This window comes from Actinoplanes sp. CA-142083 (assembly GCF_050942195.1).
Taxonomy (GTDB): Bacteria; Actinomycetota; Actinomycetes; order Mycobacteriales; family Micromonosporaceae; genus Actinoplanes.
Window position 1 is genome coordinate 1,850,095 of the sequence record NZ_CP192076.1, and the last position, 25,604, is coordinate 1,875,698.

Sequence of the window (25,604 nt, forward strand, 5' to 3'; positions counted from 1 at the left end):
TTTTAGGCGATGCTCCAGCTCACCCGCCGCGAGGCGACGGGCGACGATTCACCCACGAGGCGGGCGACGTCGAGCAGGCGGTTGGAGAAGCCCCACTCGTTGTCGAACCAGCCCCGCACCTTCACCCCGCCGTCCGCCGTCGTCTGCGTGCCGGAGGGGTCGAAGAGGCACGACGCCGGGTTGTTCTTCACGTCGATCGACACGGTGGGGTCCGGATCGTACGCGAGGATCCCGCGCAACGGCCCGGCCGCGGCCTCGGCCATCGCCCGGTTGACGTCCTCGACGCTCACCGGCCCGGCCATCATCCCGGAGAGCTCGGCCAGCGACCCGATCGGCGTGGGCACGCAGTAGTAGCTGTAGCGCATCTCGCCGATCTCGGGGAGCGCCACCCGCACCAGGTCACCGACCACGTAGTTGTGCGGGATGATGCTCTCGCTGCCGGCCCGGCCGAGGCGCGGGTCCTCGCGGGAGGTGCCCACCACCGAGTCCTGGGCCTTCTGCCAGCCCTGAATGGCCAGTACCACCGACGTGTTCACCGAGCGCAGGCCGAACCGGTCGAGCAGGACCTTCGCCATCACGGTGAGCGCGTTGACCCCGCACGAGCCGGGGGAGACCACGTCGTGCACGGCCGGGTCGTAGGTGTGGTGGTTGGCGCCGTAGACCAGGAACGCGTCGGGGTCGTCGGCCGAGGCGCTGATCACGACCTTGCGGGCGCCGCCGTGGGTGATGTGCCGGCGGGCGCTGGTGCCGGCCCGGAACCGGCCGGTGGCCTCGATGACGACGTCGACGCCGGCGTCGGCCCAGGGGATGCGCTCGGGACGCGGGTGATGGAAGACGCGAATGGCGTGGTCATTGACGACGAGGTGTTCGGCGCGGGTCGTGACGGTGCCGGGAAATGCGCCGCGAATGCTGTCCCGGCGCAGCCCATAGGCCATTTTCTCGGTCGACGCAAGGTCGTTCACGGCCGCAATGGAAATTCCGGAATCACCCGCCGCCGCCACAATCCTCGTGATACTGCGGCCGATCCGGCCCAATCCGTTGATGCCGATCGTGACAGTCATCGAATGCTCCTAGGCCGCTTGTGAACCGTGCTTGTCGCGTGCCGCCGGGCACGGGCCGGTTACCCCGGATACCACCCGCCGTCACGCCCTCGACACTATGAGTCGTGCAAGTTGCACGTCAACGCAGGACACGTCACAGGAGGACGGAGATCCACATAAGACCTGGTCACGTGAGTCACGCGATCGTGAACGGGGACTTTCGGGCATTGGTGGCGCTTGATGCGACATCACTCGGAAAGGTGAATGGGGTCTTGGGGGATGGCCCGCGTCTTCCGGATCAGCGATGCGCTTTCCGGCCAGGCGTGCCATTTTTCGGCGAGAATTCCAACCCGGGCGCGGCCGATCGGTATTCCGGAACCGATCAGCCGCGTGCGGAGAATCACCGTGGCCGGTTGAGCAAGGCGATGGCCCCCGCGGCCGCGGGGAGCAGGCCGGTGCAGAGACGGCGGCGGCCGGGTGCCTCCAGGGCGAGCCCTTCTCGCCCTGATCGGCGAAACGGCCGCATGATGCGGGTTCGTCCGTAATGCTCTCAGTGTGATCTCTCAGGAGGAGCAGCAGGTCGATTCCCTCATGCGCTTCCGGCGATTCGCGCTGGCGGTCTGCGTGATCGGCGTGCTCGTGCAGCTCGGCCTGACCGCCTACTACCTCGCGATGGGCCACAAGGCGCAGCCGCACCACCTGCCGGTCGGCCTGGTCTCCCCGGCGGCCAAGCGGGAAGCCGTGATCAGCCTGCTCTCGCAGAACGAGTACTTCCGGGTCACCGACTACGCCACCTCGGACGACCTGATCACCGCGATCAAGCGCCGCGACGTGTACGGCGGCGTCGACATCACCGACAGCAAGCCGCACCTGTACGTCGCGAGCGCCGCCGGGGTCGCGGCTGCCTCGCTGCTGCGCAGCACCTACACCACCGTCGTGCAGCAGCAGACCGCCGAGACCCTGAGCGCGCTCGCCGGCAAGGGCGACACGATGAGCGTGAGCGACGCGCAGGACCTCAACACGCCGCCGACCGTCACCGACGTGGTGCCGCTGCCCAGCGACGACGTCAACGGGGTCTCGCTCGGCTTCCTCACCCAGGCGCTCGCGCTCGGCGGCACGATCGCCTCGATGGGCCTCGGCCGGCTCATCCCACGTGCCCGGCGCTCTTGGCGGCGCGGCATCGCGCACGTGTCGATCCTGATCGTGTACGCCGTGGGCTCCGCCGCCGTGATTCTCTGGTCGATGACCTGGTTCGGGGTCGGCGAGACCGCGGACCGGGGCGAGATGCTCGGCATCTTCTCGCTGATCTCGCTCGCGATCACGGCGTCCACGGCCGGCGCGGTGGCGCTGTTCGGCCCGGCCGGCGCGCTGATCGGCGCCATGTACTTCACGCTCGGCACGGTGATCTCGGGCGCCAGCATCCTGCCCGAGTTCCTGCCGGCGTTCGGCCGCCACCTCGGCGAGAACCTGCCGACCGGCGCCGGGGTGCAGGCGGTCCGCGACGACCTGTACTTCCCGGCCGCCCCGATCCACGAGCACCTGATCGTGCTCGGCCTCTACGCCGGGATCGGCGCGCTGGTCGTGCTGATCACCAACATGCTCCCGCACGGCAAGAACACGACATCCGAGGTCGAGCTGGAGCTGGTGGAGCGGCTCGAGGGCGCCGAGCGGCGCGAGCCGGTCTCGATCTAACCCTCATCCTCCGGTGCGGCCGTCCGATTCATTGCGGCATGCCAGTTCGCACTTCCGTCACCGTCCCGCTGCGCTTTCCCGACGGCTACGCCACCACGGCCCAGGTGTTCACCTTCACCGGGCTCGCCGACGGCAAGGAGCACCTGGCACTGCGGCTCGGCAAACCCGGGCGGGTTCCGCTGGTGCGGCCGCATTCGGAATGCCTGACCGGGGACGTCTTCGGCTCCGAGCGGTGCGACTGCGGGCCTCAGCTGCGCGAAGCCGTCGAGCGGATCAACGACGCCGGTGGTTACCTGCTGTATCTGCGGCAGGAAGGGCGGGGGATCGGCCTCTACGCCAAGCTCGACGCCTATGCGCTTCAAGATCAAGGGCTGGACACGTACGCCGCGAATCGGGCGCTCGGGCACGCGGATGACGAGCGGGACTACACGGCCGCCGCGCAGATGCTCGCGGATCTGGGTGTCACCACCGCCGACCTCTTAACGAATAATCCCGATAAATCGGACCAAATGCGGTCGTGCGGCGTCGACGTTCGGCGAGTGCTTCCCACCAGGGTGTACGCGACCGCGGCCAACGTCCGGTATCTGCAGGCCAAGGCGTCGGAGACCCGGCACACACTGACGCTGCCGATCGCGGGCTGACGCTCAGATTTCGAGCCCCACGCCGAACGGAACTGTGTGGGAATCGAGGGACTGAACAACCGGATCGCCGACATCCAGAGCCGGATCATCGCGCTGCAGACGCAGCAGGCCGGCCGCACCACGCAGTCGAGCACGACGTCGTCCACCGGCGCGGCCGGGGACGACTTCGCCAGCTACCTGTCGGACGCCGTCTCGCAGACGTCCACCTCCGGGCGCACCTACTCGCTGAACGGCAAGGGGATCCCGACCGACCTCGAGGCGTACGGCAACGGGAAGATCCCGGCGAGCGCGCTCGAGCAGGTCGGCACCACCCGGCACAAGCTCTGGGGACCGGCCGCCGAAGCGCTGACCCGGATGATGTCGGACGCCGAGAAGGACGGCGTGCACATCGGGATCACCGACTCCTACCGGCCGTACACCGAGCAGGTCGACCTCGCCCGGCGCAAGGGGCTCTACTCCCAGGGTGGGCTGGCGGCCAAGCCCGGCACCAGCGAGCACGGCTGGGGCATGGCCGCCGACCTCGACCTCAACGCGAAGGCCCTGGCCTGGGTGCGGGAGAACGGCGCGAAGTACGGATACTTCAACACCGCCTCCCGCGAGAGCTGGCACTGGGGATTCAAGCCGAACTCGGTCCAGGGCTCAGGCGGTGGCCAGCAGTTCTCCGTGCAGTAGCGACAGCCAGCCGTCGGGGTGCGCCGCCCAGGCGCGCCACCCGTCCGAGATGCGCTGGAGATCCTCCTGGGTGGCGACGCCGGTGCGCACCGCCGTGGCCGCGAATTCCGACTTCAGCACCCGATCCGCCCACATGCCGCCCCACCAGGCCCGGTCCTCCGGCGTCGCGAAGCACCACGTGCTGGAGCTCGCGATGAGCTCGGTGAAGCCGGCCTCGCGACCCCACGCGAACAGCCGGCGGCCGGCGTCCGGCTCGCCGCCGTTGCCGCGGGCGATCCGCTCGTACAGCTCGAGCCACTCGGTCAGCTCGGGGAACGCCGGGAACCAGGTGAACGCCGCGTAGTCGCTGTCGCGCACCGCCACCACGCCGCCCGGCTTGGTGACCCGGCGCATCTCGCGCAGCGCGGCCACCGGGTCGGTCACATGCTGCAGCACCTGGTGGGCGTGCACGACATCGAACGTGTCGTCGGGAAAGTCGAGCGCGTGCACATCGCCGACCCGGAAGTCGACGTTGGCCAGGCCGCGCCGGGCGATCTCGGCGCGGGCCAGGTCGAGCGCCTCCTCGGTGACCTCCAGCGCCGTCACGCGGGCCGGTGTGACGAGCGTCGCCAGGTCGGCCGTGATGGTGCCGGGGCCGCAGCCGACGTCGAGGACCGAAACTCCGGAAGTCAGCCGGGGCAACAGGTATGCCGCCGAATTCTCTGCGGTGCGCCAGCGATGCGAGCGCAAGACCGACTCGTGATGTCCGTGCGTGTAGGTCGCCATGCCTTCGAAGCTAGCCCCGGCGTCCCTCTATCTGAGAACAAAATCCCATTATTTGGTACGCGGTGAGTTAAGTGATTTCTTCCCGGGCACGTCAGGCCGTACTTTTGTCGGCATGAGGATCGGCATTGTGGGCGCGACGGGACAGGTGGGCGGCGTCATGCGGCGCATCCTGGCCGAGCGCGAGTTTCCCGTTGACCAGCTTCGGTTGTTCGCCTCCGCGCGCAGCGCCGGCCGGACGCTCCCGTGGAGGGACGGCGAGGTCACCGTGGAGGACGCCGCGACGGCGGACTTCGGCGGGCTCGACATCGCGCTGTTCTCGGCGGGCAAGGGCAGCTCCAAGGAGCTGGCGCCCCGGGTCGCCGCCGCCGGAGCGGTGGTCATCGACAACTCGTCGGCCTGGCGGATGGACCCCGACGTCCCGCTGGTCGTCAGCGAGGTCAACCCGGCGGCCGCCCGCAACCGGCCGAAGGGCATCATCGCCAACCCGAACTGCACGACCATGGCCGCGATGCCAGTTCTGCGCCCGCTGCACGACGAGGCCGGGCTGGTCGCGCTGGTCGCCACCACGTACCAGGCCGTCTCCGGCGCCGGCCTGGCCGGCGTGAGCGAGCTCGACGAGCAGGTGAAAAAAGTGGTCGACCGGGCCACCGAGCTCACCCACGACGGGTCCGCCGTGGAGTTCCCGGCGCCGCGCTCGTTCGCCAAGAACATCGCCTTCAACGTGCTGCCGCTGGCCGGCTCGATCGTCGACGACGGTCGCGACGAGACCGACGAGGAGCAGAAGCTGCGCAACGAGAGCCGCAAGATCCTCGGCATCCCGTCGCTGCTGGTCTCCGGCACCTGCGTCCGCGTCCCGGTCTTCACCGGCCACTCGCTGCAGCTCAACGCCCGCTTCGCCCGCGGCATCTCGCCGGCCCGCGCCCGCGAGCTGCTCGCGGCCGCCCCCGGCGTCGAGCTCTCCGACGTGCCGACCCCGCTCGAGGCGGCCGGCCGCGACCCGTCCTTCGTCGGTCGGATCCGCGCCGACGAGACGGTGGAGAACGGTCTCGCGCTCTTCGTCTCGAACGACAATCTGCGCAAGGGTGCCGCGCTGAACGCCGTCCAGGTGGCGGAGCTGGTGGCGGCCGAGCTCTAAGTTCTTTGGGTAGTTGCGAACCGCCCCGGCCGATCACGGACGGGGCGGTTTTTGTTGAGATCACTTCGCCTCCACTGTGGAAAATTGGGACTTTTTGCCCGAATCGGTGGCGGATGGTCGGTTTGAGGTGCAGAGTGATTGCATGAACGACAGTGGGCCCGGCGGAGGCGGCTACTTCTGGTGCCTTCGTGACAGCCGTGTCGAGACCGGCGACGACCTGTGTCCCGCCCAGTACCGGCTCGGTCCCTACGCCACGGCCGACGAAGCGACGCGGGCACTCGAAACAGTCGAGAAGCGCAATGCGGAGTGGGACGCCGAGGATGCCCGCTGGACCGGGGAGGTCAGCTAGCACCGGCGCGCGACCCCCTGTGTCCAAGCCGGAATTCGCAGTCTCCAGGCGGAGACGAGCCCGCAGTCATTCGCAAGGAGGAACACCCTGATGGCCGCTGCCAAAAAGGCTCCGACCAGAGCATCCGCAGGCGCCGGGAAGGCCGCCACGAGAAAGGCCACCGTCCCCAGGCAAGCCGCCCCGAAGCCGGCCGCGTCGAAGTCGGCCGGGCGCAAGGCCGGGACGGCTTCCGCTCGCACGACGACCACCACGCGGCCCGCGGTGCCGAAGCCGAGCTCGCCCAACAAGACGGCTTCCAAGACTGTGGCCCGGAAGCCCGCGGTGAAGACAGCGCCCACCAAGCCGACCGCGGCGAAGAAGGCGGCGGCCAAGATCTCCGCGGCCAAGTCGCCCGCGGCCAAGTCGTCGGTGGCCAAGTCGCCCGCGGCCAAGCCGTCGGTAAAGGCGACCGCGGCGAAGAAGGCCGTCGGCAAGGCGGCCGCCGGGAAGGCGACAGCCGCCGGGAAGGCGACGGCCGCCGGGCAGCGGACCGCGGCGGGGCAGAAGGCGGTCGCCGGGCAGCGGACCGCGGCCGGGCAGAAGACCATCGCGCGGAAGGCCGTGGCCAAGCCGGCGCCGAAGCCTGTCCGGCCGATCAAGCCGGCCAAGCCTGCCCCCGGTAAGCCGGGCACGTCGAAGCCGGCGGCCACCGCTGCCGGCCGGGGCGCTGCTGCGCGGGGCGTTGCGGCGGGGCGTGCGGGTTCCGGCAAGGCGGCTACGACGAAGGCCGTCAAGGCGGCGGCGCGCGGCGGGATGGCCGGCAGCAACCGGCGCCCGGTGACGCCGCGGCGGACGGCGGCGGCGCTCAGCCCGATGCCCGGGATGATGTCGGCGACCATTCCGCCGGAGCCCACCCCCGCGGCGGACATGGACGAGTCGATGCCGTTGACGCCGGCGCCGGATCTCCAGGAGCCGACCGAGTCGGGTGTCCGTCCGGCGGGCGGCGCCATGGGGCGACGCAGCCGCGGCGACATGCCGGCCGTGCTCGGCTCGCTCACCGGCATGCCGACGATCACGCCGGACCCCGAGATGAAGCGCGCCTCCGCGGCGGCCACCAAGGCAGCGGCCAAGGTTGCCACGCGGGCCAGGGCCGCGGCGGCCAGGGCAGCGGGCGCCGCGAAGACGACCGGCGCCCGGGCGACCACCGCTAAGAAGGCGGCGGCCAAGGCGACGACAGCGACGAAGGCCGCGGTGGCCCGGACGGCCGCGGCGGCGAAGAGCACCGCCCGATCGGCGAAGGCGGCAACCACGACCGCGCCGGCCAACAAGACGGCGGCCAAGAAGGCACCGGCCACGAGGAAGGCAACCGCGGCGAAGGCTATGACTGCCAAGAAGACCGCCACCAAGGCGACAGCAGCCAAGACCACAGCTGCCACGCGGGCAGCCAAGGCGAGCACGGCAGCTGCCACGACGGCGGCGATGGCGCGATCGGCAGCGAAGGCATCAACGCCCACGAAGAAGGCGGCCACGAAGATGACGGCTACCAAGACGACGGCCACCAAGAGGGCGCCCGCGAAGTCGGCGGCCACGAAGACGATGGCTACCAAGACGACGGCCACCAAGACGACGGCCACCAAGAGGGCGCCGGCGAAGACGGCGGCTACCAAGTTGGCGGCTACGAAGGCGGCGGCGGCCAAGACGGCGGCGGCCAACCGGAGTGCGGCGCGGGCCGCGGCCGGGAAGTCGGATACGGCGATGGCCAACAAGCAGGCGGCGCGGTCGGCTACGGGCAAGGGCATGGCTCGGACCGCCGCCAAGGTCGCGGGGGCTCGGACGGCGGCGGCGCCGGCGAAGACGGCGGCCAGGAGCGCGGCCGCCAAGGCGACGATGGCGAAGAAGACGGCCGCCAAGGCGGTCGGCACGGCGAAGAAGACGGCGGCCAAGGCGGCCGGCACGGCGAAGAAGGCCGCGGCGAAGGTCACCGGCGGGCGGGCTACGGCCGGTAAGGCCACCGCGAGCAGGATGACCGGCGCCAAGGCGACCGCGACCAAGGCGACTGCGACCAAGGCGACTGCGACCAAGGCGACTGCGACCAAGGCGACCGCGACCAAGGCGACCGCGGGCCGGGCGACTGCTACCAAGGCGGCGGCTCGGGGGAGTGTGGCCGGGTCGATGGCGGCCAAGGCGGCCAACCGGGCGGCGCCGGTCAAGGCGGCCAAGCGGTCGGCCACCAACGTGGCCGGGACGGCTCGGGGGCGGGCCGCCAAGACCACGAACGTGGCCAAGGCGACCAACGTGGGCAAGGCGAGCCCGACGGCCAAGACGTCCGCCACCAACGCGGCCAAGGTGGCCAAGGCGGCTACGGCCGCGGCGGCTCGGAAGGCTGCGGCGGGGAACGCTCCCGGCGCGGGCGCCGGGCGTGCCGGAACGGCGAGGAAGGTCGCGGCCAAGCGCGCGCGATAGGGCTCATCCGAAGCCGGTGGTCACCTCAGGTGGCCACCGGCTTCTGTGTTGCTGGTAGGAATGAGCCGTGCCGATCAAGAGGGTTTGGGCGCCGCAGATCGACTTCTCGGTGCTGCGGCGGGAGTTGCGGCTGCCAGGGGAGTTTCCCGAGGCGGCGCTTGGTGAAGCGCGGGCGGCTGCGGCGGCGCCGCCGCGGCCGGGGGTCGATCGGACGGACGTGCCGTTCGTGACGATCGATCCGGCCACCTCGCGCGATCTCGACCAGGCGATGCATCTGAGCCGGCGCGAGGGCGGCTATCGGGTGCGCTATGCGATCGCGGACGTGGCGTCGTACGTGCGGCCGGGCGGGGCGCTCGAGGCCGAGACCTGGGCGCGCGGGCAGACGATCTACTTGCCGGACGGGCGGATCCCGCTGCACCCGGAGGTGCTCGGCGAGGGGGCGGCCAGCCTGCTGCCGGACGGTGACCGCGCCGCGGTGGTGTGGACGATCGACCTCGACGCGGACGGCGGGACGACCGGGGTCGCGGTGGAGCGGGCGCTGGTGCGCAGCCGGGCCAAGCTGGACTACGAGAGCGTGCAGGGCCAGGTCGACGCGGGTACGGCGCCGGAGCCGATCGCCCTGCTGCCGGAGCTGGGAAGGCTGCTGGCGGCGCGGGCGGCCGACCGGGGCGCGGTCAACCTGCCGCTGCCCGAGCAGGAGGTCGAGCGGGATGGCGACGGCTGGCGGCTGGTGCTGCGGGCGCCGCTGCCGGTCGAGGAGCACAACGCCCACATCTCGCTGCTCACCGGCGTGGCCGCGGCGGGGCTGATGCTCAGCGGCGGGATAGGGCTGCTCCGCACGATGCCGGCGGCCCGGCCCGAGGGCGTTGCGAAGCTGCGCGCGGCGGCCGAATCGCTCGGGGTGGCCTGGCCCGAGGGAGCGTCGGTGGGCGCGGTGATCGCGGCGGTCGATCCGGGTACGCCGCGCGGGGCGGCCTTCCTCGATCAGGCGGCGGAGCTGCTGCGGGGTGCGGCTTACACGCCGTTCGACGGGACGGTGCCGGCCGAGACCGTGCATGGCGGGGTGGGTGCGCCCTATGCGCACGTCACGGCGCCGCTGCGGCGGCTGGCCGACCGGTATGCGACCGAGGTGTGCCTGGCGCTGGCGGCCGGGGTGGAGGTGCCGTCGTGGGCGCGGGAGGCGTTGCCGCGGCTGCCCAAGGCGATGGGGGACACCGACCGGCTGGCGGGCGCGGCGAACCGGGGCGCCATCGACCTGGCCGAGGCGGTGCTGCTGCACGGGCGGGTGGGCGAGAGCTTCGACGCGGGGGTCGTCGACCGTGACGAGGCGCGCGGGAAGAGGCCGCAGGGCGGGACGGTCGCGCTGGACGATCCGGCGGTGCGGGCGCGGTGCGTGGGGGATCTGCCGCTGGGCGAGAGGATCCGGGCCACGCTGACGGTGGCGGACCCGGCCGCGCGGAAGGTGGAGTTCGAATACCGGTAGCCGGGTCGGGGGCCGGCGCGCCGGCAGGCGAGGGCTGTCGCGCGGGCAGGCGGCTCAGGGCGTGTGCGCGGATCGCGGGTGGGCGGGCCGGCGCGGGGGCTCGGCGAGATCTCGCGGCAGCACCGCCCGGTGGGCGCGGCACGGAGGCCGGGACGGCAGCGGCCGGCGCTGAGCGGCGGGGGCGGGGCAGGCAGCGGCCGGCCCTGGAATGGGGCCGGGCGCTGCCCGTACGCGGAAAGGTTTTTAGGAGATGCAGGCGCAAATGATGAGCGCGGCGCCGAAATGGGTCGCGGCCGAGACCATCGCGCCGCCGTGGCGGTCGGGTGTGCAGATGACCTCGCCGAGCTTGCCGGGCGTCATCCAGTCGAGGACCAGGAACGCCAGGCCCATGATGACGATGCCGACGAGGCCGAAGATGACCGTGGAGGCGAGGCCCCGGCCGAACGAGTCGTAGCTCGTGAAGATGGCCGTGAAGACGATCAGGGCGATGCCCAGCTGGTTGGCGGCGAGCAGCAGCGACGCGTTCGGGTTGCGGTCGGCCCAGATCAGGTCGCGCAGCTTCCCGGGCGTCAGAATATCGATAAGAACGTATCCCAGGGCCATCAGGCCTATACCGACGAGCCCGAATACGATGCTGCGGCCGGCGCCCTCGAGCAAATCTTGCAGCACGGTCTCTCCTTTCCAAGGTCAGGAGAGATTACAGCGCCCCAAGATAACGTTCGCGCTCGTAGGGCGTGACTTCCCGGCGGTATTGCTCCCACTCGGCCCGCTTGTTGCGCAGGAAGAAGTCGAAGACGTGCTCGCCGAGCACCTCGGCGACGAGCTCGGACTTGCTCATCACGTCGATGGCCTCGGAGAGGTTTTCCGGAAGCGCGTCGTAACCCATCGCCTTGCGCTCGGCGGGGGAGAGCGACCAGACGTCGTCCTCGGCGCCCGGGGGCAGCTCGTAGCCCTCCTCGATGCCCTTGAGACCGGCGCCGAGCATGACGGCGAAAGCCAGGTAGGGGTTCGTCGCCGAGTCGATCGAGCGGACCTCGACGCGGGCCGAGTTGGGCTTGCCGAAGGCGGGGACGCGGACCAGGGCACTGCGGTTGAGGTGACCCCAGCTGACGAACGCGGGGGACTCGGTGATCGCGTTGGGCAGCTGCAGCGGGAAAAGCCGCTTGTACGAGTTGACCCACTGGTTGGTGACCGCGGTGTACTCCCGGGCGTGCACCAGCAGGCCGGCGATGAAGGCGCGGGCCGTCTTGGACAGCTTCATCGGGTCGTCGCCGTCGTAGAACGCGTTGCGCTCGCCCTCGAACAGCGACAGGTGGGTGTGCATGCCGCTGCCGGGCTGGTCCGTGTACGGCTTCGGCATGAAGGTGGCCCGGACGCTCTGGGAGAGCGCGACCTCCTTGACCACGTGCCGGAACGTCATGATGTTGTCGGCCGTGGTGAGCGCGTCGGCGTACCTGAGGTCGATCTCCTGCTGGCCGGGGGCGACCTCGTGGTGGCTGAACTCGACCGAGATGCCGATCCGCTCGAGGGCGAGCACGGCCTGGCGGCGGAAGTCGCGGGCCACCGAGTGGGTGGTGTGGTCGAAGTAGCCGCCGGTGTCGACCGGGATCGGGACCGAGCCGTCGAGGGGCCCGTCTTGCACCAGGAAGAACTCGACCTCGGGGTGGGTGTAGAAGGTGAAGCCCTTTTCCGCCGCCTTGGCCAGGGCGCGGCGCAGCACGTGGCGCGGGTCGGCCCAGGCGGCGCTGCCGTCGGGGAGCAGGATGTCGCAGAACATGCGGGCGCTCTCGCCGCTGGCCCCGCCCTCGAACGGGAAGACCTGGAAAGTCGTGGGGTCGGGCATGGCGACCATGTCGGACTCGTAGACCCGGGCGAAGCCCTCGATCGCCGAGCCGTCGATGCCCATGCCCTCCTCGAAGGCGGACTCGAGCTCGGCCGGGGCGACGGAGACGCTCTTGAGGGTGCCCAGCACGTCGGTGAACCAGAGCCGGACAAAACGGATGTCGCGCTCCTCGAGAGTGCGAAGCACGAACTCCTGCTGTCGGTCCACGTTCACTCCTGATCCTCACACGCCGGACGAGCCAGTGTTTCCCGTCCCCGTTACGCCGAGATTACGCTGGCCCGGCCCTCTCGGGCGTCCCGGGTGGCCGCCCGTCCCGTGGGGAAGAATAAGGGGCATGCCCACTCTGCGGATCGCGCTGGCCCAGGTGAACTCTACGGTCGGCGACATCGCCGGCAACGCTGCCTCGGTGCGGGAGTGGTCCCGCGCCGCCGCCGATGCCGGGGCGCAGTTGGTCGCCTTTCCGGAGATGATGCTGACCGGGTATCCGATCGAGGATCTGGTGTTCCGGGACTCGTTCGTATCGACCTCTTTGTCGGCTTTGTCCGACTTGGCTTCTTTGCTCGCCGCGGACGGGTTGGGCGATCTTGCCGTCGTGGTGGGCTATGTGGATGCTGACGGGCCGGCGGCGACCAGTTCCTCGGCGGCCCCGGGAGCGGGGCGGCGGGATGCATCTGCGCTCCTTTTAGGCGGAAAAATCGCCGCAAAGTACTTCAAACACCACCTGCCCAACTACGGGGTCTTCGACGAGGACCGGTACTTCGAGCCGGGGCGGTCGCTGACCGTGGTGCGGTTCGGCGGGGTGGATGTCGCGCTCACCGTCTGCGAGGACATCTGGCAGGCCGGGGGACCGTTCACGGCGGCGCGCCGGGCCGGCGCCGGGCTGGTGCTCAACATCAACGCCTCGCCGTACGAGCTGAACAAGGACGACGTGCGTCTGCCGCTGGTGATGCGGCGGGCGGCCGAGGCGGGCGCGACGGTCGCGTACGTGAACGCGGTGGGCGCCCAGGACGAGCTCGTCTTCGACGGCGACTCGATGATCGTGACGGCGGGCGGGGAGCTGCTGGCCCGGGCCGGGCAGTTCACCTCGGAGCTGCTGATCCACGATCTGTCGCTGCCGGCCGCCGACGCCAAGCCGAACCGGGCGGAGAAGACGGACGCCGAGCCGCTGCCGATCGTCGAGCAGTGGATCGACGATGAGATGGAGATTGTCCGGGTCGCTTTGCCCGTCGAACCCCGCCCGGGCGGCCGGGACAAGCACGACGGCGGCATTGCCGACCGCATCGCCGACGAGGCCGAGATCTGGTCCGCCCTGGTCCTCGGCCTGCGAGACTACGTCACGAAAAATGGGTTCCGATCAGTAGTTTTCGGTCTTTCTGGTGGAATCGACTCGGCGGTGGTGGCGGCGATCGCGGTGGACGCGCTGGGCCCGGAGCGCGTCTTCGCCGTCTCGATGCCGAGCTCGTACTCCTCGGAAGGGTCGCGGGACGACGCCGCCGACCTGGCCGAGCGCACCGGCATCGACTACCGCGTCGAGCCGATCCAGCCGATGGTCGACGCGTTCCTGGCCAACCTGGCCCTCTCCGGCCTGGCCGTGGAAAACCTGCAGGCCCGGGTGCGTGGCGTCATCCTCATGGCCTTGTCGAACCAGGAGGGCCACCTCGTCCTCACCACCGGCAACAAGAGCGAGCTAGCGGTGGGATATTCGACGCTCTACGGCGACTCGGTGGGCGGCTTCAACCCGCTCAAGGACGTGCCCAAGACGATGGTCTACCGGCTGGCCCGCTGGCGGAACACGCAGGACGACGCCCCCATCCCGTCGAACTCGATCACCAAGCCGCCCAGCGCCGAGCTGCGTCCCGATCAGAAGGACTCCGACTCGCTGCCCGACTACGCGGTGCTCGACCCGATCATCAAGGGCTACGTCGACGAGGACATGGGCCGCGACGAGCTGATCGCGGCCGGCAACGACGCCGCGCTGGTCGACCGGGTGCTGCGCATGGTCGACCTGGCCGAGTACAAGCGTCGTCAATCCGCGCCCGGCCCCAAGATCTCGGGCAAGGCGTTCGGCCGCGACCGGCGCCTGCCCATTACGAACAGGTTTCGAGAAGGTTTGTGAGAACGTCCACTGACCCCTGACCGTCGGCCCTTCTCCGGTGCGACGATTTCTGGACCCGGGGACCGCACGCGTCGCGGCCTCGAGGGAAGGAGAAGGAAATGTCGGACATTCCCACCCTGTACGGTGGCCCGGCCACCCGGCGGGTACGCACCCGCGATCTGCTCGCGGCCAAGTCCCGCGGCGACCGCTGGCCGATGCTGACCTCCTACGACCAGTACACCGCGTCGATCTTCGACCAGAACGGCGTGCCGGTCCTGCTGGTCGGCGACTCCGCGGCCAACAACGTGTTCGGCTACGAGACCACCCTGCCGGTCACCGTCGACGAGCTGCTCCCGCTGGTCCGCGCGGTCGTCCGGGCCACCAAGACCGCGCTGATCGTGGCCGACCTGCCGTTCGGCAGCTACGAGGAGGGCCCCACGCAGGCCCTGCGCACCGCCGTCCGGTTCATGAAGGAGGGCGGCGCGCACGCCGTCAAGCTCGAGGGCGGCCGCCGTGTCGCGGCCCAGATCGAGGCCCTGACCGGCGCCGGCATTCCCGTGATGGGCCACGTCGGCTTCACGCCGCAGAGCGAGCACACCATCGGCGGCTACCGCGTCCAGGGCCGCGAGGAGGAGGGCGCTCAGGTCCTCGCGGACGCCCGGGCCGTGGCCGACGCCGGCGCCTTCGCCGTGGTCCTCGAGATGGTTCCGGGCGAGGTGGCCAAGACCATCACGAAGGAGCTTCCGATTCCCACGGTCGGCATCGGCGCGGGCCCCGACACCGACGCGCAGGTCCTGGTCTGGCAGGACATGTCGGGTTTGCGGACCGGCCGCACCCCGCGCTTCGTGAAGCAGTATGCCGACCTCGCCGGCGCGCTCTCGGAGGCTACTCGTCAGTTCGCGGCCGAGGTCCGCGGCGGCGAATTCCCGGCGGCGGAGCACACCTTCTAAAACCATTATTTGATACGGATGACCGCCCGGTCCCCCTGTTCGCGGGCCCGGGCGGTGCCGTCCCGGCCTCCGTGCGGCCGCCGCCGGGCTGGGCTGCCGCGAGATCTCACTTCTTCGTTCGCTCAGCGACTCTGTCTGATCGGCTTGACCAGTCGGAGGCCGGCGCCGGCCGTGGTCATGCTCAGCCCGGTGACCAGCAGCCACATGACCGCGCTGCCGGTGACCGGCAGGTTGCTCGGCTCGTGCTGGACGGTCACATCCATCCGCATCGCCCGCGGTTTGCCGCGCGGGTTGACGCCTGTGGCCGTGAACGAGTGCTTTCCGCTCGCGAGGTCGGCCGGCACGGTTACGGCTTGCGAGAACGCCCCGTTCTTGTCGGTCACCACTGTCGCCAGCACGATCGGCTCGGAGTAGAGCGTGAGGGTGACTGTTGAGTAGGGCGCGTAGCCGCTGCCGACCAGGGTCAGGCTTTGGCCGGGTGTGGTGGTGGTGATTTGTCCCTGGTCGGTGTCGAGCGGCACGTTCGTGGCCGGCGGGGTGGTGGCGACCGTGGGTGCGGTGGGGATGGCGGTGTTGGAGTAGGCCGACGCGGGTGAGTTGCCGCTCGCTGAGGTGGCGACAACCATGACTCGGTAGCTGACGCCGGCGGTGCCGCCGAGGATGCAGCTTGTCGCGCCGTTGGTGGTGCAGCTGGCGGGGCCGGGTACCGCGACCGCGCGGTAGCCGGTGATCGTTACGCCGTTGTCGGCCGGTGGCTGCCAGGAGACCAGGACCGAGGATGTGCCGGCGGTGGCGGTCACTCCGGTGGGTGCGTTGGGCCGGGTCGGCGCGGGCGTGGAACTGGTCGGTGTGGGCGTGGCGCTGGTCGGCGGAGTCGTGGTGGGCGCGGTGGTCGGCGGTGTTGTCGGCGCCGGGGTCGTGGGCGGGGCTGTCGTGGGCGGCTGGGTCGTCGGCGGTGTGGTCGTGGGCGGTGTGGTGGTCGGTGGCGTGGTCGACGGCGAGGTCGTGGACGGCGACGGCGATGGGGACGTGGACGACGGCGACGGCGATGGGGATGTGGACGACGGCGACGGTGACGGCGAGGGCGACGTCGCGATGACCGTCGTGGTGGCGGCCGGCCCGGGGCCGATCGACGTGCGGCCGCGCAGCAGGATCGTCGACGTCACGCCGTTCGGCAGGCTCGAGACCGTCCCGGTCAGCGTCCCCCCGGCGCCCGGCTGGGTGACCAGCGGCTGCCAGCTCACCTCGTTGTCGATCGAGGTCTCCCATGTCTGGTTCGGATCGCCGCCAGGGCTGCCGGGGACGAACGAGACGTCGGCCGTGGTGTCACCCGGGGTGGCCTGGAACGAGGTGGGCGCCTCCGGCAGGCCCGGCGTCACCGCGTTGGAGGCGCCGCTGAGCAGCGACTCCCCGGCCGTCGTCATCGTGTTCGACGCCGTGACCTTGAACGTGTACTGCACCCCGTCGGTCAGGCCCGTGACCGTGCATTGCGTGTCGGTGGGGACCAGGGGTGTGCACGTCAGTCCGCCCGGATCGGAAACGGCCGTGTACCGCACGATCGGGCGGCCGCCGTTCGTCTGACCCGTGTCCCAGCTGACGTCGGCCGAGGCGCTGCCCGGCGTCGCGGTCACCGAGCTGGGCGGGCTCGGTACCGTGCGCACCACCAGGCCGACGGGCCGGTCGAAGCCGGTGAGCACCTGCGTGACGCTGCCGTCGCCGTTCAGCTCGACCACGTCGTCGGCGTCCCGGGACGCGTACACGTGGCCGTCCCCGGTCACGCTGATGTCGTTGATGTAGCCGAGCCCCGTGGCGAGCACCTCGAACGTGGTGGGACCGGCTCCCAGCGTGACCCGGTAGATCTGTCCGGTGTAGGCGCCCAGATAGATCACGCCCCCGTCGTCCACCGCCACGGCGCTGGCGTTCGGGATCTGGGCGCCCGTCGCGACCGTGCTGACGACGCCGCTTGGGGTCCTCATCACGAGGCTGCCGTTGAACCGGTTGATCATGTAGACGCTGCCGTCACCGCCCACGGCCGCGTCGAACGCGAGGGCCACCGGCAGGCTGAAGGTGCTTTCGGTGCCATCGGCGGCCCGCTTCACCACGGTCCCGTTCCCGAGGCGGGTCACATAGACGGCGCCCGAGTCGTCCACGCCGACGGACTGCGGTGAGGTGAGGGCGGTGACGAACGGGACCGGCACCGTCGTGCCGTTCGGCGCGAGCGTCTCCACCCGGTTGAAGTTCGTGGCCGTCGAGTAGACGGCGCCGTCGGGGCCGACATCGAAGCCCTGGCCGCCGCTGTTCAGCAGGCCCGTGCCGATGATCGCCGAGGTACCGTCCGGCCCGACCCGGATGACCTCCTGCCGGTCGGCCTCGAAGATGTAGATCGCTCGGTCGGAGACGTCCCCGGCGGTGACGACGGCCGCGGCGGGCCGGGGATCGACCACGGCCAGCAGGCCGGTCACGGCGGTCGCGAGCAGGGCGGCGCCGCATCGCCGCGGTATTGATCTGACCATAAGAAGCACGTTATGGAGTTTTTGGCCGCAATTCGGCGGTTTCCCGGAACGCACGAGGCTCGGCCATCGGCGTTTCCCGAGCGCCGGTCAGCGCCGGACGGCCCGCATGGCGGCGCCGGTCATCGTCAGGCCGAGGCCGGTGACGATGAGCCACATGACGGAGGTGCCGGTGACGGGCAGTTCGCCGGTCGCCGGGCGTACGGTCACGTCCATCCGCATCGTCCGCGGCTTGCCGCGGCGGTCGACGCCGCTCGCGGTGAAGGAATGCTCGCCGCTCGCGAGGTCGCCGGGCACGGTGACGGCCTGGCGGAAGGCGCCGTGCTTGTCGGTCCTGGTCTGGGCCAGGACGGTAGGTGTGGAGTAGATCGTGAGGGTCACCGTCGAGTAGGCCGCGTATCCGGAGCCGACCAGCGTGATGTCCTGCCCCGGCTTCGTCGTGGTGATCTGGCCCCGGTCGGTGTCGAGCGGCACGTTCGTGGCCGGCGGGGTGGTCGCCACTGCCGGGGCCGTGGGCACGGCGGTGTTGGAGTAGTCCGAACTCGGCGAGACGCCGCCGGCCGAGGTGGCGACGACGAACACTCGGTAGGAGACGCCGGCGGTGCCGCCCAGGACGCAGCTTGTCGCGCCGGTGGTGGTGCAGCTGGCGGGGCCGGGTACGGCGACTGCGCGGTAGCCGGTGATCGCTACGCCGTTGTCGGCCGGTGGCTGCCAGGTGACCAGCACCGACGAGGTGCCGGCGGTCGCGGTCACCGCGGTCGGCGCGTTGGGCCGGGCCGGCCGGGGCGTGGCGCTCGTCGGCGGCGTCGTGGTGGGCGCGGTGGTGGGCGTGGTCGCCGGCGGCGCGGTGGTCGGCGGTGCGGTGGTCGGCGGTGCGGTGGTCGGCGGCGTGGTCGTGGGCGGTGGGGTCGTCGGTGCCGTGGTCGACGGCGAGGGAGACGGCGACGGCGACGGGGAGACGGCGGTGACCGTGGCGGAGGCGTTCGGGCTGTTGCCGACCGAGGTGCGCGCCCGCAGCAGGATCGTCGACTGCAGGCCGTTGGGCAGGTTCGCAACCGTGCCGGTCAGCGTCCCGCCGAGGCCCGGCGCGGTGACAAGCGTTTGCCAGCTCACCTCGTTGTCGATGGATGTCTCGAAGTGCTGGTTGGGGTCGCCGCCCGGAGCTCCCGGAATGAAGGAGACATCGGCCGCGCCGTCGGCCGGGGTGGCCTGGAACGACGTGGGCGCGGCCGGCAGGCCCGGGATCACCGAGTTGGAAGGCGAGCTGAGGATCGACTCGCCGTTGCCGCCCACCGTGTTCGAGGCGACGACCTTGAAGGTGTACGCCAGGCCGTCGGTGAGCCCGCTGACCGTGCAGTCTGTGTCGGTCGGGACGAGTGGCGTGCACGTCAGGCCGCCGGGGTCGGCGACGGCGGTGTACCGCAGGATCGGAAGGCCACCGTTGGTCTGGCCGGCGTCCCAGTCGACGTCGGCCGAGCCGATCCCCGCGGTGGCGGTCACCGTGGTCGGCGGCGCCGGCACCGTGCGCACCGCCAGGCCGGTGGGGGAGGGGATCTGGCCGACCATCGACTCGATAACGCCGCCGGCGTGCACCTGCACCACGTCGTTGGTGCCGAACCGGATCGCGAAGATCTTGCCGTTGTCCGACACGGCCAGGCGGGCGACGTTGCCGGCGCCCGTGGCCAGGAGGTCGACCGTGGGCAGGCCAGACCCCTGGGTGACCCGGTGGATGTCCCCGCCCGCCGTACCGACGTAGACCCGTTGCTGGTCGTCGACGGCGATCGCCTGGATGTTGGGGATGTCGTTCCCGTCGGCGATCACGGTCGAGTTGTTGCCGTCGGCATCCATCCGCACGACGTCCCCGTCCAGGGCGTCGATCAGGTAGATGTGGCTGCCGTCGTGGTCGACGGCCATGGCGGACACGATCGGCACCGAGTAGGGGACCGCGGTCTCGGGTCCGCTCGTCGGACGCTTGACGATCTCATTGGTGCCGGAGCTGGTCGCGTACAGCGCGCCGGCGTCGTCCACGGCGATGTCCACCAGTGAGTTGACGGTCGTGGTGAACGACAGGACCGCCGGCGACCCGCCCGGAGCGATCTCCCACACCCGGTCGTCGGCCTGGGCGAGCATGTAGAGGGTTCCGTCCGGGGCGGCCACGATGCCCGGCCCGGGGTTCCCGAAGTTTGTGCCGGGGAACGACACGTTCCCGTCCGGGCCGATGCGCATGACATCGTCGGAGGACACGAGGTACATAGCTAGGTCGGAGAGGTCGCCGGACGGAGTCACGGCCGCGGCGGGCCGCGCATCGACCACAGTGAGCATGCCGCACAAAGCTGTTGCGAGGAGCGCGGCACCGAATCGCGATCTGACCATGATCAGCACGGTATGGGGTGCTCCACCGAAATATAGGACTTTTCAGCTTTTGGTGGTGCCAATCGCCGGAGCCGCGTCAGGGGCGGACGGCGCGCAGGCCGGCGCCGATCGCGGTGAGGCCGACGCCGACGACGATCAGCCAGATGACGGGCGCGCCGGTGACCGGCAGCTTGGCCGGCCTGGGGTGGACGGTCAGATCCATCCGCATCGCCCGCGGCTTGCCGCTCGGGTCGACGCCCGTGGCCGCGAACGAATGCTTCCCGCTCGCCAGGTCGGCCGGCACGGTGACGGACTTCGAGAACGCCCCATTTTTGTCGGTCACCACCTTCGCCAGCACGATCGGGTCCGAGTAGAGCGTGAGGGTGACGGTCGAGTAGGGCGCGTATCCGGTGCCGACCAGGGTCAGGCTCTGGCCCGGTGTGGTGGTGGTGATCTGTCCCTGGTCGGTGTCGAGCGGCACGTTGGTGGCCGGCGGCGTGGTCGCCACCGCGGGGGCCGTGGGGACGGCGGTGTTGGAGTAGGCCGACGTGGGCGAGGTGCCGCCCGCTGAGGTGGCGACGACCACGACTCGGTAGGAGACGCCGACCGTGCCGCCCAGGACGCAGCTTGTCGCGCCGGTGGTGGTGCAGCTGGCGGGGCCGGGTATGGCGACCGCGCGGTAGCCGGTGATCGCTACGCCGTTGTCGGCCGCGGGTTGCCAGGAGACCAGCAACGACGACGCGCCGGCGGTGGCGGTCACCGTGGTCGGTGCGTTGGGCCGAGTCGGCGCGGGCGTGGAACTGGTCGGTGTGGGCGTGGCGCTCGTCGGCGGAGTCGTGGTGGGCGCGGTGGTCGGCGTTGTCGGCGGCGTCGTGGGCGGCGTGGTCGTCGGTGCTGTGGTGGTCGGCGGCGCGGTCGTCGGCGGCGTGGTCGTGGGTGGCGTGGTCGACGGCGAGGTCGTGGACGGCGACGGCGAGGGCGACGGGGAAGGCGAGCTCGGGGTCACCGGGCCGGAAGCCGGGCTGAGGAGCGACTCGCCCTCGCTGCTAGTCGTGGTCGAGGCGACGACCTTGAAGGTCTACGGCACGCCGGCGGTGAGCCCGGTGACCGTGCAGTGCGTGTCGGTCGGGACGGCGGGGGTGCACGTCAGCCCGCCCGGGTCGGAGACGGCGGTGTATCGCGCGATCGGGCGACCTCCGTTGGTCTGGCCGGCGTTCCACTCGACGTCGGCCGAGCCGGACCCCGCGGTGGCGGTCACCGTGGTCGGCGGAGCCGGGACCGTGCGCACCAACAGGCCGGCGGGGGCGGGGAGCTGGCTGACGATCGGCTCGATGGTGCCATCGGGATGCACCCGGACCATGTCGGTGGAGTTGTACCGGACCACGAAGACCTCACCGTTGTCCGACACGGCGAGGCGGGTGATGTTGCCGACGTTCGTGGCCAGGTGGTCGATCGTGTTCGAGCCGGAACCCGGGGTGATCCGGTAGAGGTCACCGTCGGAGTTGCCCACGTAGATCCGCTTCTGGTCGTCGACGGTGAACGCCACGATCCTCTGGATGTCGTTCCAGCCCGCGATGACCGTCCGGTTGCCGCCGTCGGCATCCATCCGCACGATCTCTCCACTGTTCGCGAGATCGAACAGGTAGATGTGGCTGCCGTCGTGGTCGACGGCCATGGCGGCCAGGATGCCCGCCGAGAAGGGGATCGAGGTCTCGGTGCCGTCCGGCGCCCGCTTGACGATCCGGTTGGTCCCGGTGCTGGCCGCGTACAGCGTGCCGGCGTCGTCCACCGCGACGTCCTGCGGTGCGGTGACCGTCGTGCTGAACGGCACGACCGCCGGCGCCTCGCCGGGGGCGATCTCCCACACCTTGTTGTCGAGCGGGGTGATCGCGTAGAGGGTTCCGTCGGGGGCGGCCGCCATGCCCTGCGCGAGGTTCCCGACGTTGCGGCCGGGGAACGACACAGTCCCGTCCGGGCCGATGCGCATGACGTCGCTGGGCGCCGACATGATGTAGATGGCCAGGTCGGAGAGGTCGGCGGACGGAATCACGGCGGTAGCCGTCCGGGCATCGACCACGGTGAGCATGCCGCACAGAACCGTTGCGAGAAGCGCGGCACCGAGCCGCCGCCGATGCGATCTGACCATGATCAGCACCGTATGGGGATATTCGGGGGCCTATGGGTGCTTTTCGCGTTTTGGTCAGTCATTTGCCGGCGGCCGTGCCGGATCCAGGGTCAATCGGGCTGACCGGCGCTGCGGCCGAAGTCGCCGATGGCGGTCGAACCGGAGCGGCGGACCTCGGGGATGTCCTCGATGATGGCGGCGGCGGTCATGATCAGGGCGATGGCCACCAATTGGGCGATCGCGAGCATGTGGCCCAGCGGGATGGTGGCCAGGATGACCGCGGCGGCGGCCAGCCGGTGGAGCACGCCGCGCAGGCGCAGCAGGGCGAGGAAGGCGGCGTGACCCACCAGGTACAGCGCCAGGCCGCCGCTCAGGACCAGGGCGGCGTCCCAGTGCAGGGCCTCGAAGGCGTGGCCGACCGTCTTCTTGATGCCGACCGCCGCGACGATGATGCCGAGCAGGATGACGTAGTGGGCGTAGCCCCACGCGTTCAGGGCCAGGCGGGCGCGGCGGCGCGGGTTGTCGGTGCGGGCCAGCACGTGCTCGGCGCGGGCGTCGTCGCCGGCGAAGTAGAACCACCACAGGTAGTAGGCGACCCATAGGCCCAGCACCGCGACCAGGATCTCGCCCGAGCCCAGGTGCAGGCCGTGGAAGCCGGCGCCGATCGCGATGATCGACTCGCCGATCGCGATGATGACGACCAGGCCGTGCCGCTCGGCGAAGTGGCCGGCCGAGATCGTGTGCATCTCGATGTTGTGGATGTAGCCGGTCGCGACCTGCAGGAGCGGGGCGGCCACCCACAGCAGGTGCCGCCACGGCTCGGGCACCAGGCCGCCGGCCAGCACCAGCAGGGCCGACGCGATGTTCAGCGGGCCGAGCAGGCGCTGCGCCTGGCGGGCGGCCGGGCCCGCGGTGCGGAACAGCAGCCCGTGCACCACGTTGACCACCAGGTAGCTGACGCCGAACAGCCAGCCGTACTCGCCGAAGGCCTCGGGGATCGCGAGCGCCATCACCAGGAAGCCGGCCATGCCGGTCAGCAGCAGCGTGCGGCGGGTCGTCGAGCTCGGCGCCACGGCGTTGGTGAGCCAGGCGTACCCCGAGTACATCCACCAGACGACGAACAGGATCAGCAGGACGTCGCCGAACGTCCGCAGCGTCAGGTCCTCGGCCAGGGTCTCCGCAAGCTGGGTGATCGTGAAGACGAAGACGAGATCGAAGAAGAGTTCCAACGTCGACACCCGTACGGCGGGTGAGGGCTCGGCCATTGCCGCAGCCTAAAGGCTTCGCGGAAAACTGTCGTACCCCGTGACTAGCGTCTCTCCCGTGAACCGGACCGATCGCCTGTACGCCCTCGTCGAGGAGCTCCGCGCGGTGGCGCCCCGGCCGCGCAGCGCCCGCTGGCTCGCCGGCCGCTTCGAGGTCAGCGTGCGCACCGTCGAGCGCGACATCTCCGCCCTGCAGCAGTCGGGCACCCCGGTCTACGCCGAGCCCGGCCGCACCGGCGGCTACTGCCTCGACAAGTCACACACCCTGCCCCCGGTCAACTTCACCGCCGCCGAGGCGGTCGCCATGGCCCTAGCGCTGCACCGCCTCGAGGGCACCCCGTTCCACGGCCCGGCGTCGACGGCGCTGCGCAAGCTGGTGGTCGCCATGCCACCCGCCGACGCGGCCGCCGCCCGCGCCCTGGCCGACCGCATCCGCCTGGTCGGCGCCGCCCCCGCCACCACGGTCCCGCGGGTGATCGCCGACGCCCTGGAGGTGCGGCGCGTCCTGCGTATCAGATACGAGGACCGCGGCGGCGCGGCCACGCTCCGCGAGATCGAGCCGCTCGCGTTCCTGGGCACCCCGACCAGCTGGTACCTGGTGGCCTACTGCCGCCTGCGCCGGTCGGTGCGAGCCTTCCGCACCGACCGCATCGCCTCGGTCACGGTCACCGCCGAGGTGCCGCCCCCGCGCACGCTGCAGCCCGACGACCTGGACGTCCCCGACCACGTAGTGCACAGTCTCACCCTGACCTGACCCCGCCCGCCCGCACTCGCTAACCGCACCCGCCCGCCCGATCGCACCCGCTAACCGCGCCCGCCTGGTCGCACCAGCTTGACCGCGCCCGCCAGCGCCCTGCCCGCCCCCGCCCGTCCGCGCGCTGGGCCGCCCGCGCCGGGCCGGGCCGCCCGCCCGCGCTGGGCCGCCCGCGCCGGGCCCTGACTCGCGCCAGGGCCCTGACCCGCGCCGGCTATTCGCCGCCGGCGGGTGGGGTGAAGACGCCGAAGTGGTTGCCGGACGGGTCTAGCAGGTGGGCGAAGCTCAGGCCGTCCGGCGTCGTCTGGGGCGCCACCAGCACCTTGCCGCCCGCGGCCTCGGCCGCCCGGCACGCTTCGGCCGGGTCGGTGACCAGCACGTAGAAGATGGCGTAGTTCGGCATCTTGCCGCCGGTCGGGAAGATGCCGCCGGTGGGCCGCTCGGCGCCCGGCGGGGTGACCATGCGGTAGGCCGAGCCGTCGGCGCCGGCGGCCGCGCCCGTGTCGTCGCCGAAGGTCCAGCCGAAGACGTCGCCGTAGAAGCGCTCGGCCACCGCCGGCTGGTCGGTCGCGATCTCGAACCAGCCGACTCCGTTGAGTGCGGACATGTTGTGCTCCTCGCATCAGTAGGTGAGTAAACCTTCGCGGGGAGCGGCGACAGCCTCCTGTCGGTGTTTCCGGATTCGGTTCGGACTAGCCTCGGGGCGTGGGAACCGCACTTGTCATCGAGAACGATCCGACCGACGACCTGCGCCGGCTGGGCGAGTGGCTGACCGAGGCCGGCCTGGAGCTGACCGTCCTGCGCCCGCATGCGGGCGATGCGCTGCCCGAGACGCTCGACGACTATCTCGCGCTGATCGTGCTGGGCGGCGACCAGAACGCGTACGCGGCGGCCGACGGCGCCCCCGGCGCGCCCTGGTTCCCGGCGCTCGAGGGGCTGCTGCGCAAGGCCGTGCGCAAACACGTGCCGACCCTCGCGATCTGCCTCGGCGCGCAGCTGCTCGCCCAGGCGCACGGCGGGCTCGTCGAGCGCAGCACCTCCGGCCCCGAGATCGGGCCGGGCCTGGTCGGCAAGCGTGACGCGGCCGAGACCGACCCGCTGTTCAAGTGGGTGCCGCTGCTGCCCGACGTGACCCAGTGGCACCGCGACGAGATCACCGAGCTGCCGCTGACCGCGACGCTGCTGGCCGCCTCGAGCCGCTATCCGCACCAGGCGTTCCGGCTCGGCGACCGGGCGTGGGGCCTGCAGTTCCACATCGAGTGCGACATCGAGATGATCGAGCAGTGGGCGGCCGACGACGCGGCCACGCTCGACGAGTTGGGCTACGACCCCGAGGCGGTGGCGTACGCGGTGGCCGAGTCGCTGCCCGACGTCGAGGAGGTGTGGCAGCCCTTCGCGGCCCGCTTCGCCTCGCTCGCCCTCGGCACGCTCCCCGACGCCGACATCCCCAACGCGGCGACGGGCCGGACCCTCCCGCTGCTGGGCCAGTAA

Annotated in this window: 22 protein-coding genes; 11 read left to right on the top strand and 11 right to left on the bottom strand. The window is 71.1% G+C overall.

Going from position 1 to position 25,604, the window contains the following annotated elements; all coding sequences use genetic code 11:
* Positions 1-2: 2 nt before the first annotated feature.
* Positions 3-1,061 carry a type I glyceraldehyde-3-phosphate dehydrogenase gene (locus ACQPZX_RS08930; protein WP_433377002.1) on the bottom strand — a complete coding sequence of 353 codons (1,059 nt, stop codon included), beginning with the start codon at positions 1,059-1,061 and terminating at the stop codon, positions 3-5.
* A gap of 534 nt (positions 1,062-1,595) precedes the next feature.
* Between ACQPZX_RS08930 and ACQPZX_RS08935 the strand changes: the two genes are divergently transcribed.
* Genes ACQPZX_RS08935 through ACQPZX_RS08945 form a run of 3 tightly spaced genes read left to right on the top strand, consistent with a single transcriptional unit; the run spans position 1,596 to position 4,045 of the window.
* Complete coding sequence (locus ACQPZX_RS08935; protein WP_433377005.1) at positions 1,596-2,732, top strand: hypothetical protein; 1,137 nt, start codon at positions 1,596-1,598, stop codon at positions 2,730-2,732.
* 38 nt (positions 2,733-2,770) lie between these two features.
* Positions 2,771-3,373, top strand: coding sequence for a GTP cyclohydrolase II (locus ACQPZX_RS08940; protein WP_433377007.1), 603 nt, complete (start codon positions 2,771-2,773; stop codon positions 3,371-3,373).
* 36 nt (positions 3,374-3,409) lie between these two features.
* A complete protein-coding gene (locus tag ACQPZX_RS08945) occupies positions 3,410-4,045 on the top strand; it encodes a M15 family metallopeptidase (protein ID WP_433377010.1) in 636 nt (211 codons plus the stop codon).
* On the opposite strand, the gene ACQPZX_RS08950 is transcribed toward ACQPZX_RS08945, so the two are convergent.
* Positions 4,013-4,810: a class I SAM-dependent methyltransferase gene (locus tag ACQPZX_RS08950; RefSeq protein WP_433377013.1), complete on the bottom strand. Its 798-nt coding sequence runs from the start codon at positions 4,808-4,810 to the stop codon at positions 4,013-4,015. The two genes, ACQPZX_RS08945 and ACQPZX_RS08950, sit on opposite strands and share 33 nt — an antisense overlap.
* Positions 4,811-4,922: 112 nt before the next feature.
* On the opposite strand from ACQPZX_RS08950, the gene ACQPZX_RS08955 reads away from it, so the two are divergent.
* Positions 4,923-5,945 carry an aspartate-semialdehyde dehydrogenase gene (locus tag ACQPZX_RS08955; protein ID WP_433377016.1) on the top strand — a complete coding sequence of 341 codons (1,023 nt, stop codon included), beginning with the start codon at positions 4,923-4,925 and terminating at the stop codon, positions 5,943-5,945.
* Positions 5,946-6,087: 142 nt separating this feature from the next.
* Entirely contained in the window at positions 6,088-6,294 is a 207-nt protein-coding gene (locus ACQPZX_RS08960) for a hypothetical protein (protein ID WP_433377019.1), read from the top strand.
* Here ACQPZX_RS08960 and ACQPZX_RS08965 read toward each other — a convergent pair.
* The gene (locus ACQPZX_RS08965) at positions 6,291-7,862 is read right to left on the bottom strand and encodes a hypothetical protein (RefSeq protein ID WP_433377022.1); all 1,572 of its coding nucleotides are present in this window, start codon (positions 7,860-7,862) and stop codon (positions 6,291-6,293) included. The two genes, ACQPZX_RS08960 and ACQPZX_RS08965, sit on opposite strands and share 4 nt — an antisense overlap.
* On the opposite strand from ACQPZX_RS08965, the gene ACQPZX_RS08970 reads away from it, so the two are divergent.
* Positions 7,807-8,736 carry a hypothetical protein gene (locus tag ACQPZX_RS08970; RefSeq protein WP_433377025.1) on the top strand — a complete coding sequence of 310 codons (930 nt, stop codon included), beginning with the start codon at positions 7,807-7,809 and terminating at the stop codon, positions 8,734-8,736. The two genes, ACQPZX_RS08965 and ACQPZX_RS08970, sit on opposite strands and share 56 nt — an antisense overlap.
* Before the next feature lie 67 nt (positions 8,737-8,803).
* A complete protein-coding gene (locus ACQPZX_RS08975; protein WP_433377028.1) occupies positions 8,804-10,219 on the top strand; it encodes an RNB domain-containing ribonuclease in 1,416 nt (471 codons plus the stop codon).
* 243 nt (positions 10,220-10,462) lie between these two features.
* Here the strand turns inward: ACQPZX_RS08975 and ACQPZX_RS08980 are convergent, their stop codons facing one another.
* Positions 10,463-10,888, bottom strand: coding sequence for a DUF350 domain-containing protein (locus tag ACQPZX_RS08980; protein WP_433377031.1), 426 nt, complete (start codon positions 10,886-10,888; stop codon positions 10,463-10,465).
* A 28-nt stretch (positions 10,889-10,916) separates the two neighbouring features.
* Positions 10,917-12,269: a glutamine synthetase family protein gene (locus ACQPZX_RS08985; RefSeq protein WP_433377034.1), complete on the bottom strand. Its 1,353-nt coding sequence runs from the start codon at positions 12,267-12,269 to the stop codon at positions 10,917-10,919.
* Positions 12,270-12,396: 127 nt separating this feature from the next.
* Between ACQPZX_RS08985 and ACQPZX_RS08990 the strand changes: the two genes are divergently transcribed.
* Together ACQPZX_RS08990 and panB are read left to right on the top strand one after the other, a co-directional pair.
* On the top strand, positions 12,397-14,178 hold the full coding sequence (locus ACQPZX_RS08990) for an NAD+ synthase (protein ID WP_433377036.1): 1,782 nt from the start codon (positions 12,397-12,399) through the stop codon (positions 14,176-14,178).
* Positions 14,179-14,276: 98 nt separating this feature from the next.
* Positions 14,277-15,107: a 3-methyl-2-oxobutanoate hydroxymethyltransferase gene (gene panB / locus ACQPZX_RS08995; RefSeq protein ID WP_433377039.1), complete on the top strand. Its 831-nt coding sequence runs from the start codon at positions 14,277-14,279 to the stop codon at positions 15,105-15,107.
* Between the two features lie 122 nt (positions 15,108-15,229).
* On the opposite strand, the gene ACQPZX_RS09000 is transcribed toward panB, so the two are convergent.
* The 5 genes from ACQPZX_RS09000 to ACQPZX_RS09020 all read right to left on the bottom strand — a co-directional run bounded on the left by ACQPZX_RS09000 (position 15,230) and on the right by ACQPZX_RS09020 (position 23,359).
* Positions 15,230-17,620 (bottom strand): fibronectin type III domain-containing protein, encoded by a 2,391-nt coding sequence (locus ACQPZX_RS09000; RefSeq protein WP_433377042.1) that lies wholly within the window; start codon positions 17,618-17,620, stop codon positions 15,230-15,232.
* A gap of 87 nt (positions 17,621-17,707) precedes the next feature.
* Complete coding sequence (locus ACQPZX_RS09005) at positions 17,708-19,939, bottom strand: fibronectin type III domain-containing protein (RefSeq protein ID WP_433377045.1); 2,232 nt, start codon at positions 19,937-19,939, stop codon at positions 17,708-17,710.
* Positions 19,940-20,066: 127 nt separating this feature from the next.
* A complete protein-coding gene (locus ACQPZX_RS09010; RefSeq protein ID WP_433377048.1) occupies positions 20,067-20,975 on the bottom strand; it encodes a hypothetical protein in 909 nt (302 codons plus the stop codon).
* A gap of 72 nt (positions 20,976-21,047) precedes the next feature.
* Positions 21,048-22,115, bottom strand: coding sequence for a hypothetical protein (locus ACQPZX_RS09015; protein ID WP_433377051.1), 1,068 nt, complete (start codon positions 22,113-22,115; stop codon positions 21,048-21,050).
* A gap of 89 nt (positions 22,116-22,204) precedes the next feature.
* Positions 22,205-23,359, bottom strand: coding sequence for a low temperature requirement protein A (locus tag ACQPZX_RS09020; RefSeq protein WP_433377054.1), 1,155 nt, complete (start codon positions 23,357-23,359; stop codon positions 22,205-22,207).
* A gap of 58 nt (positions 23,360-23,417) precedes the next feature.
* On the opposite strand from ACQPZX_RS09020, the gene ACQPZX_RS09025 reads away from it, so the two are divergent.
* The gene (locus ACQPZX_RS09025) at positions 23,418-24,113 is read left to right on the top strand and encodes a helix-turn-helix transcriptional regulator (protein ID WP_433377057.1); all 696 of its coding nucleotides are present in this window, start codon (positions 23,418-23,420) and stop codon (positions 24,111-24,113) included.
* Between the two features lie 214 nt (positions 24,114-24,327).
* Here ACQPZX_RS09025 and ACQPZX_RS09030 read toward each other — a convergent pair whose 3' ends face one another.
* Complete coding sequence (locus ACQPZX_RS09030) at positions 24,328-24,720, bottom strand: VOC family protein (protein WP_433377060.1); 393 nt, start codon at positions 24,718-24,720, stop codon at positions 24,328-24,330.
* A 98-nt stretch (positions 24,721-24,818) separates the two neighbouring features.
* Between ACQPZX_RS09030 and ACQPZX_RS09035 the strand changes: the two genes are divergently transcribed.
* Positions 24,819-25,604 (top strand): type 1 glutamine amidotransferase, encoded by a 786-nt coding sequence (locus ACQPZX_RS09035; protein ID WP_433377063.1) that lies wholly within the window; start codon positions 24,819-24,821, stop codon positions 25,602-25,604.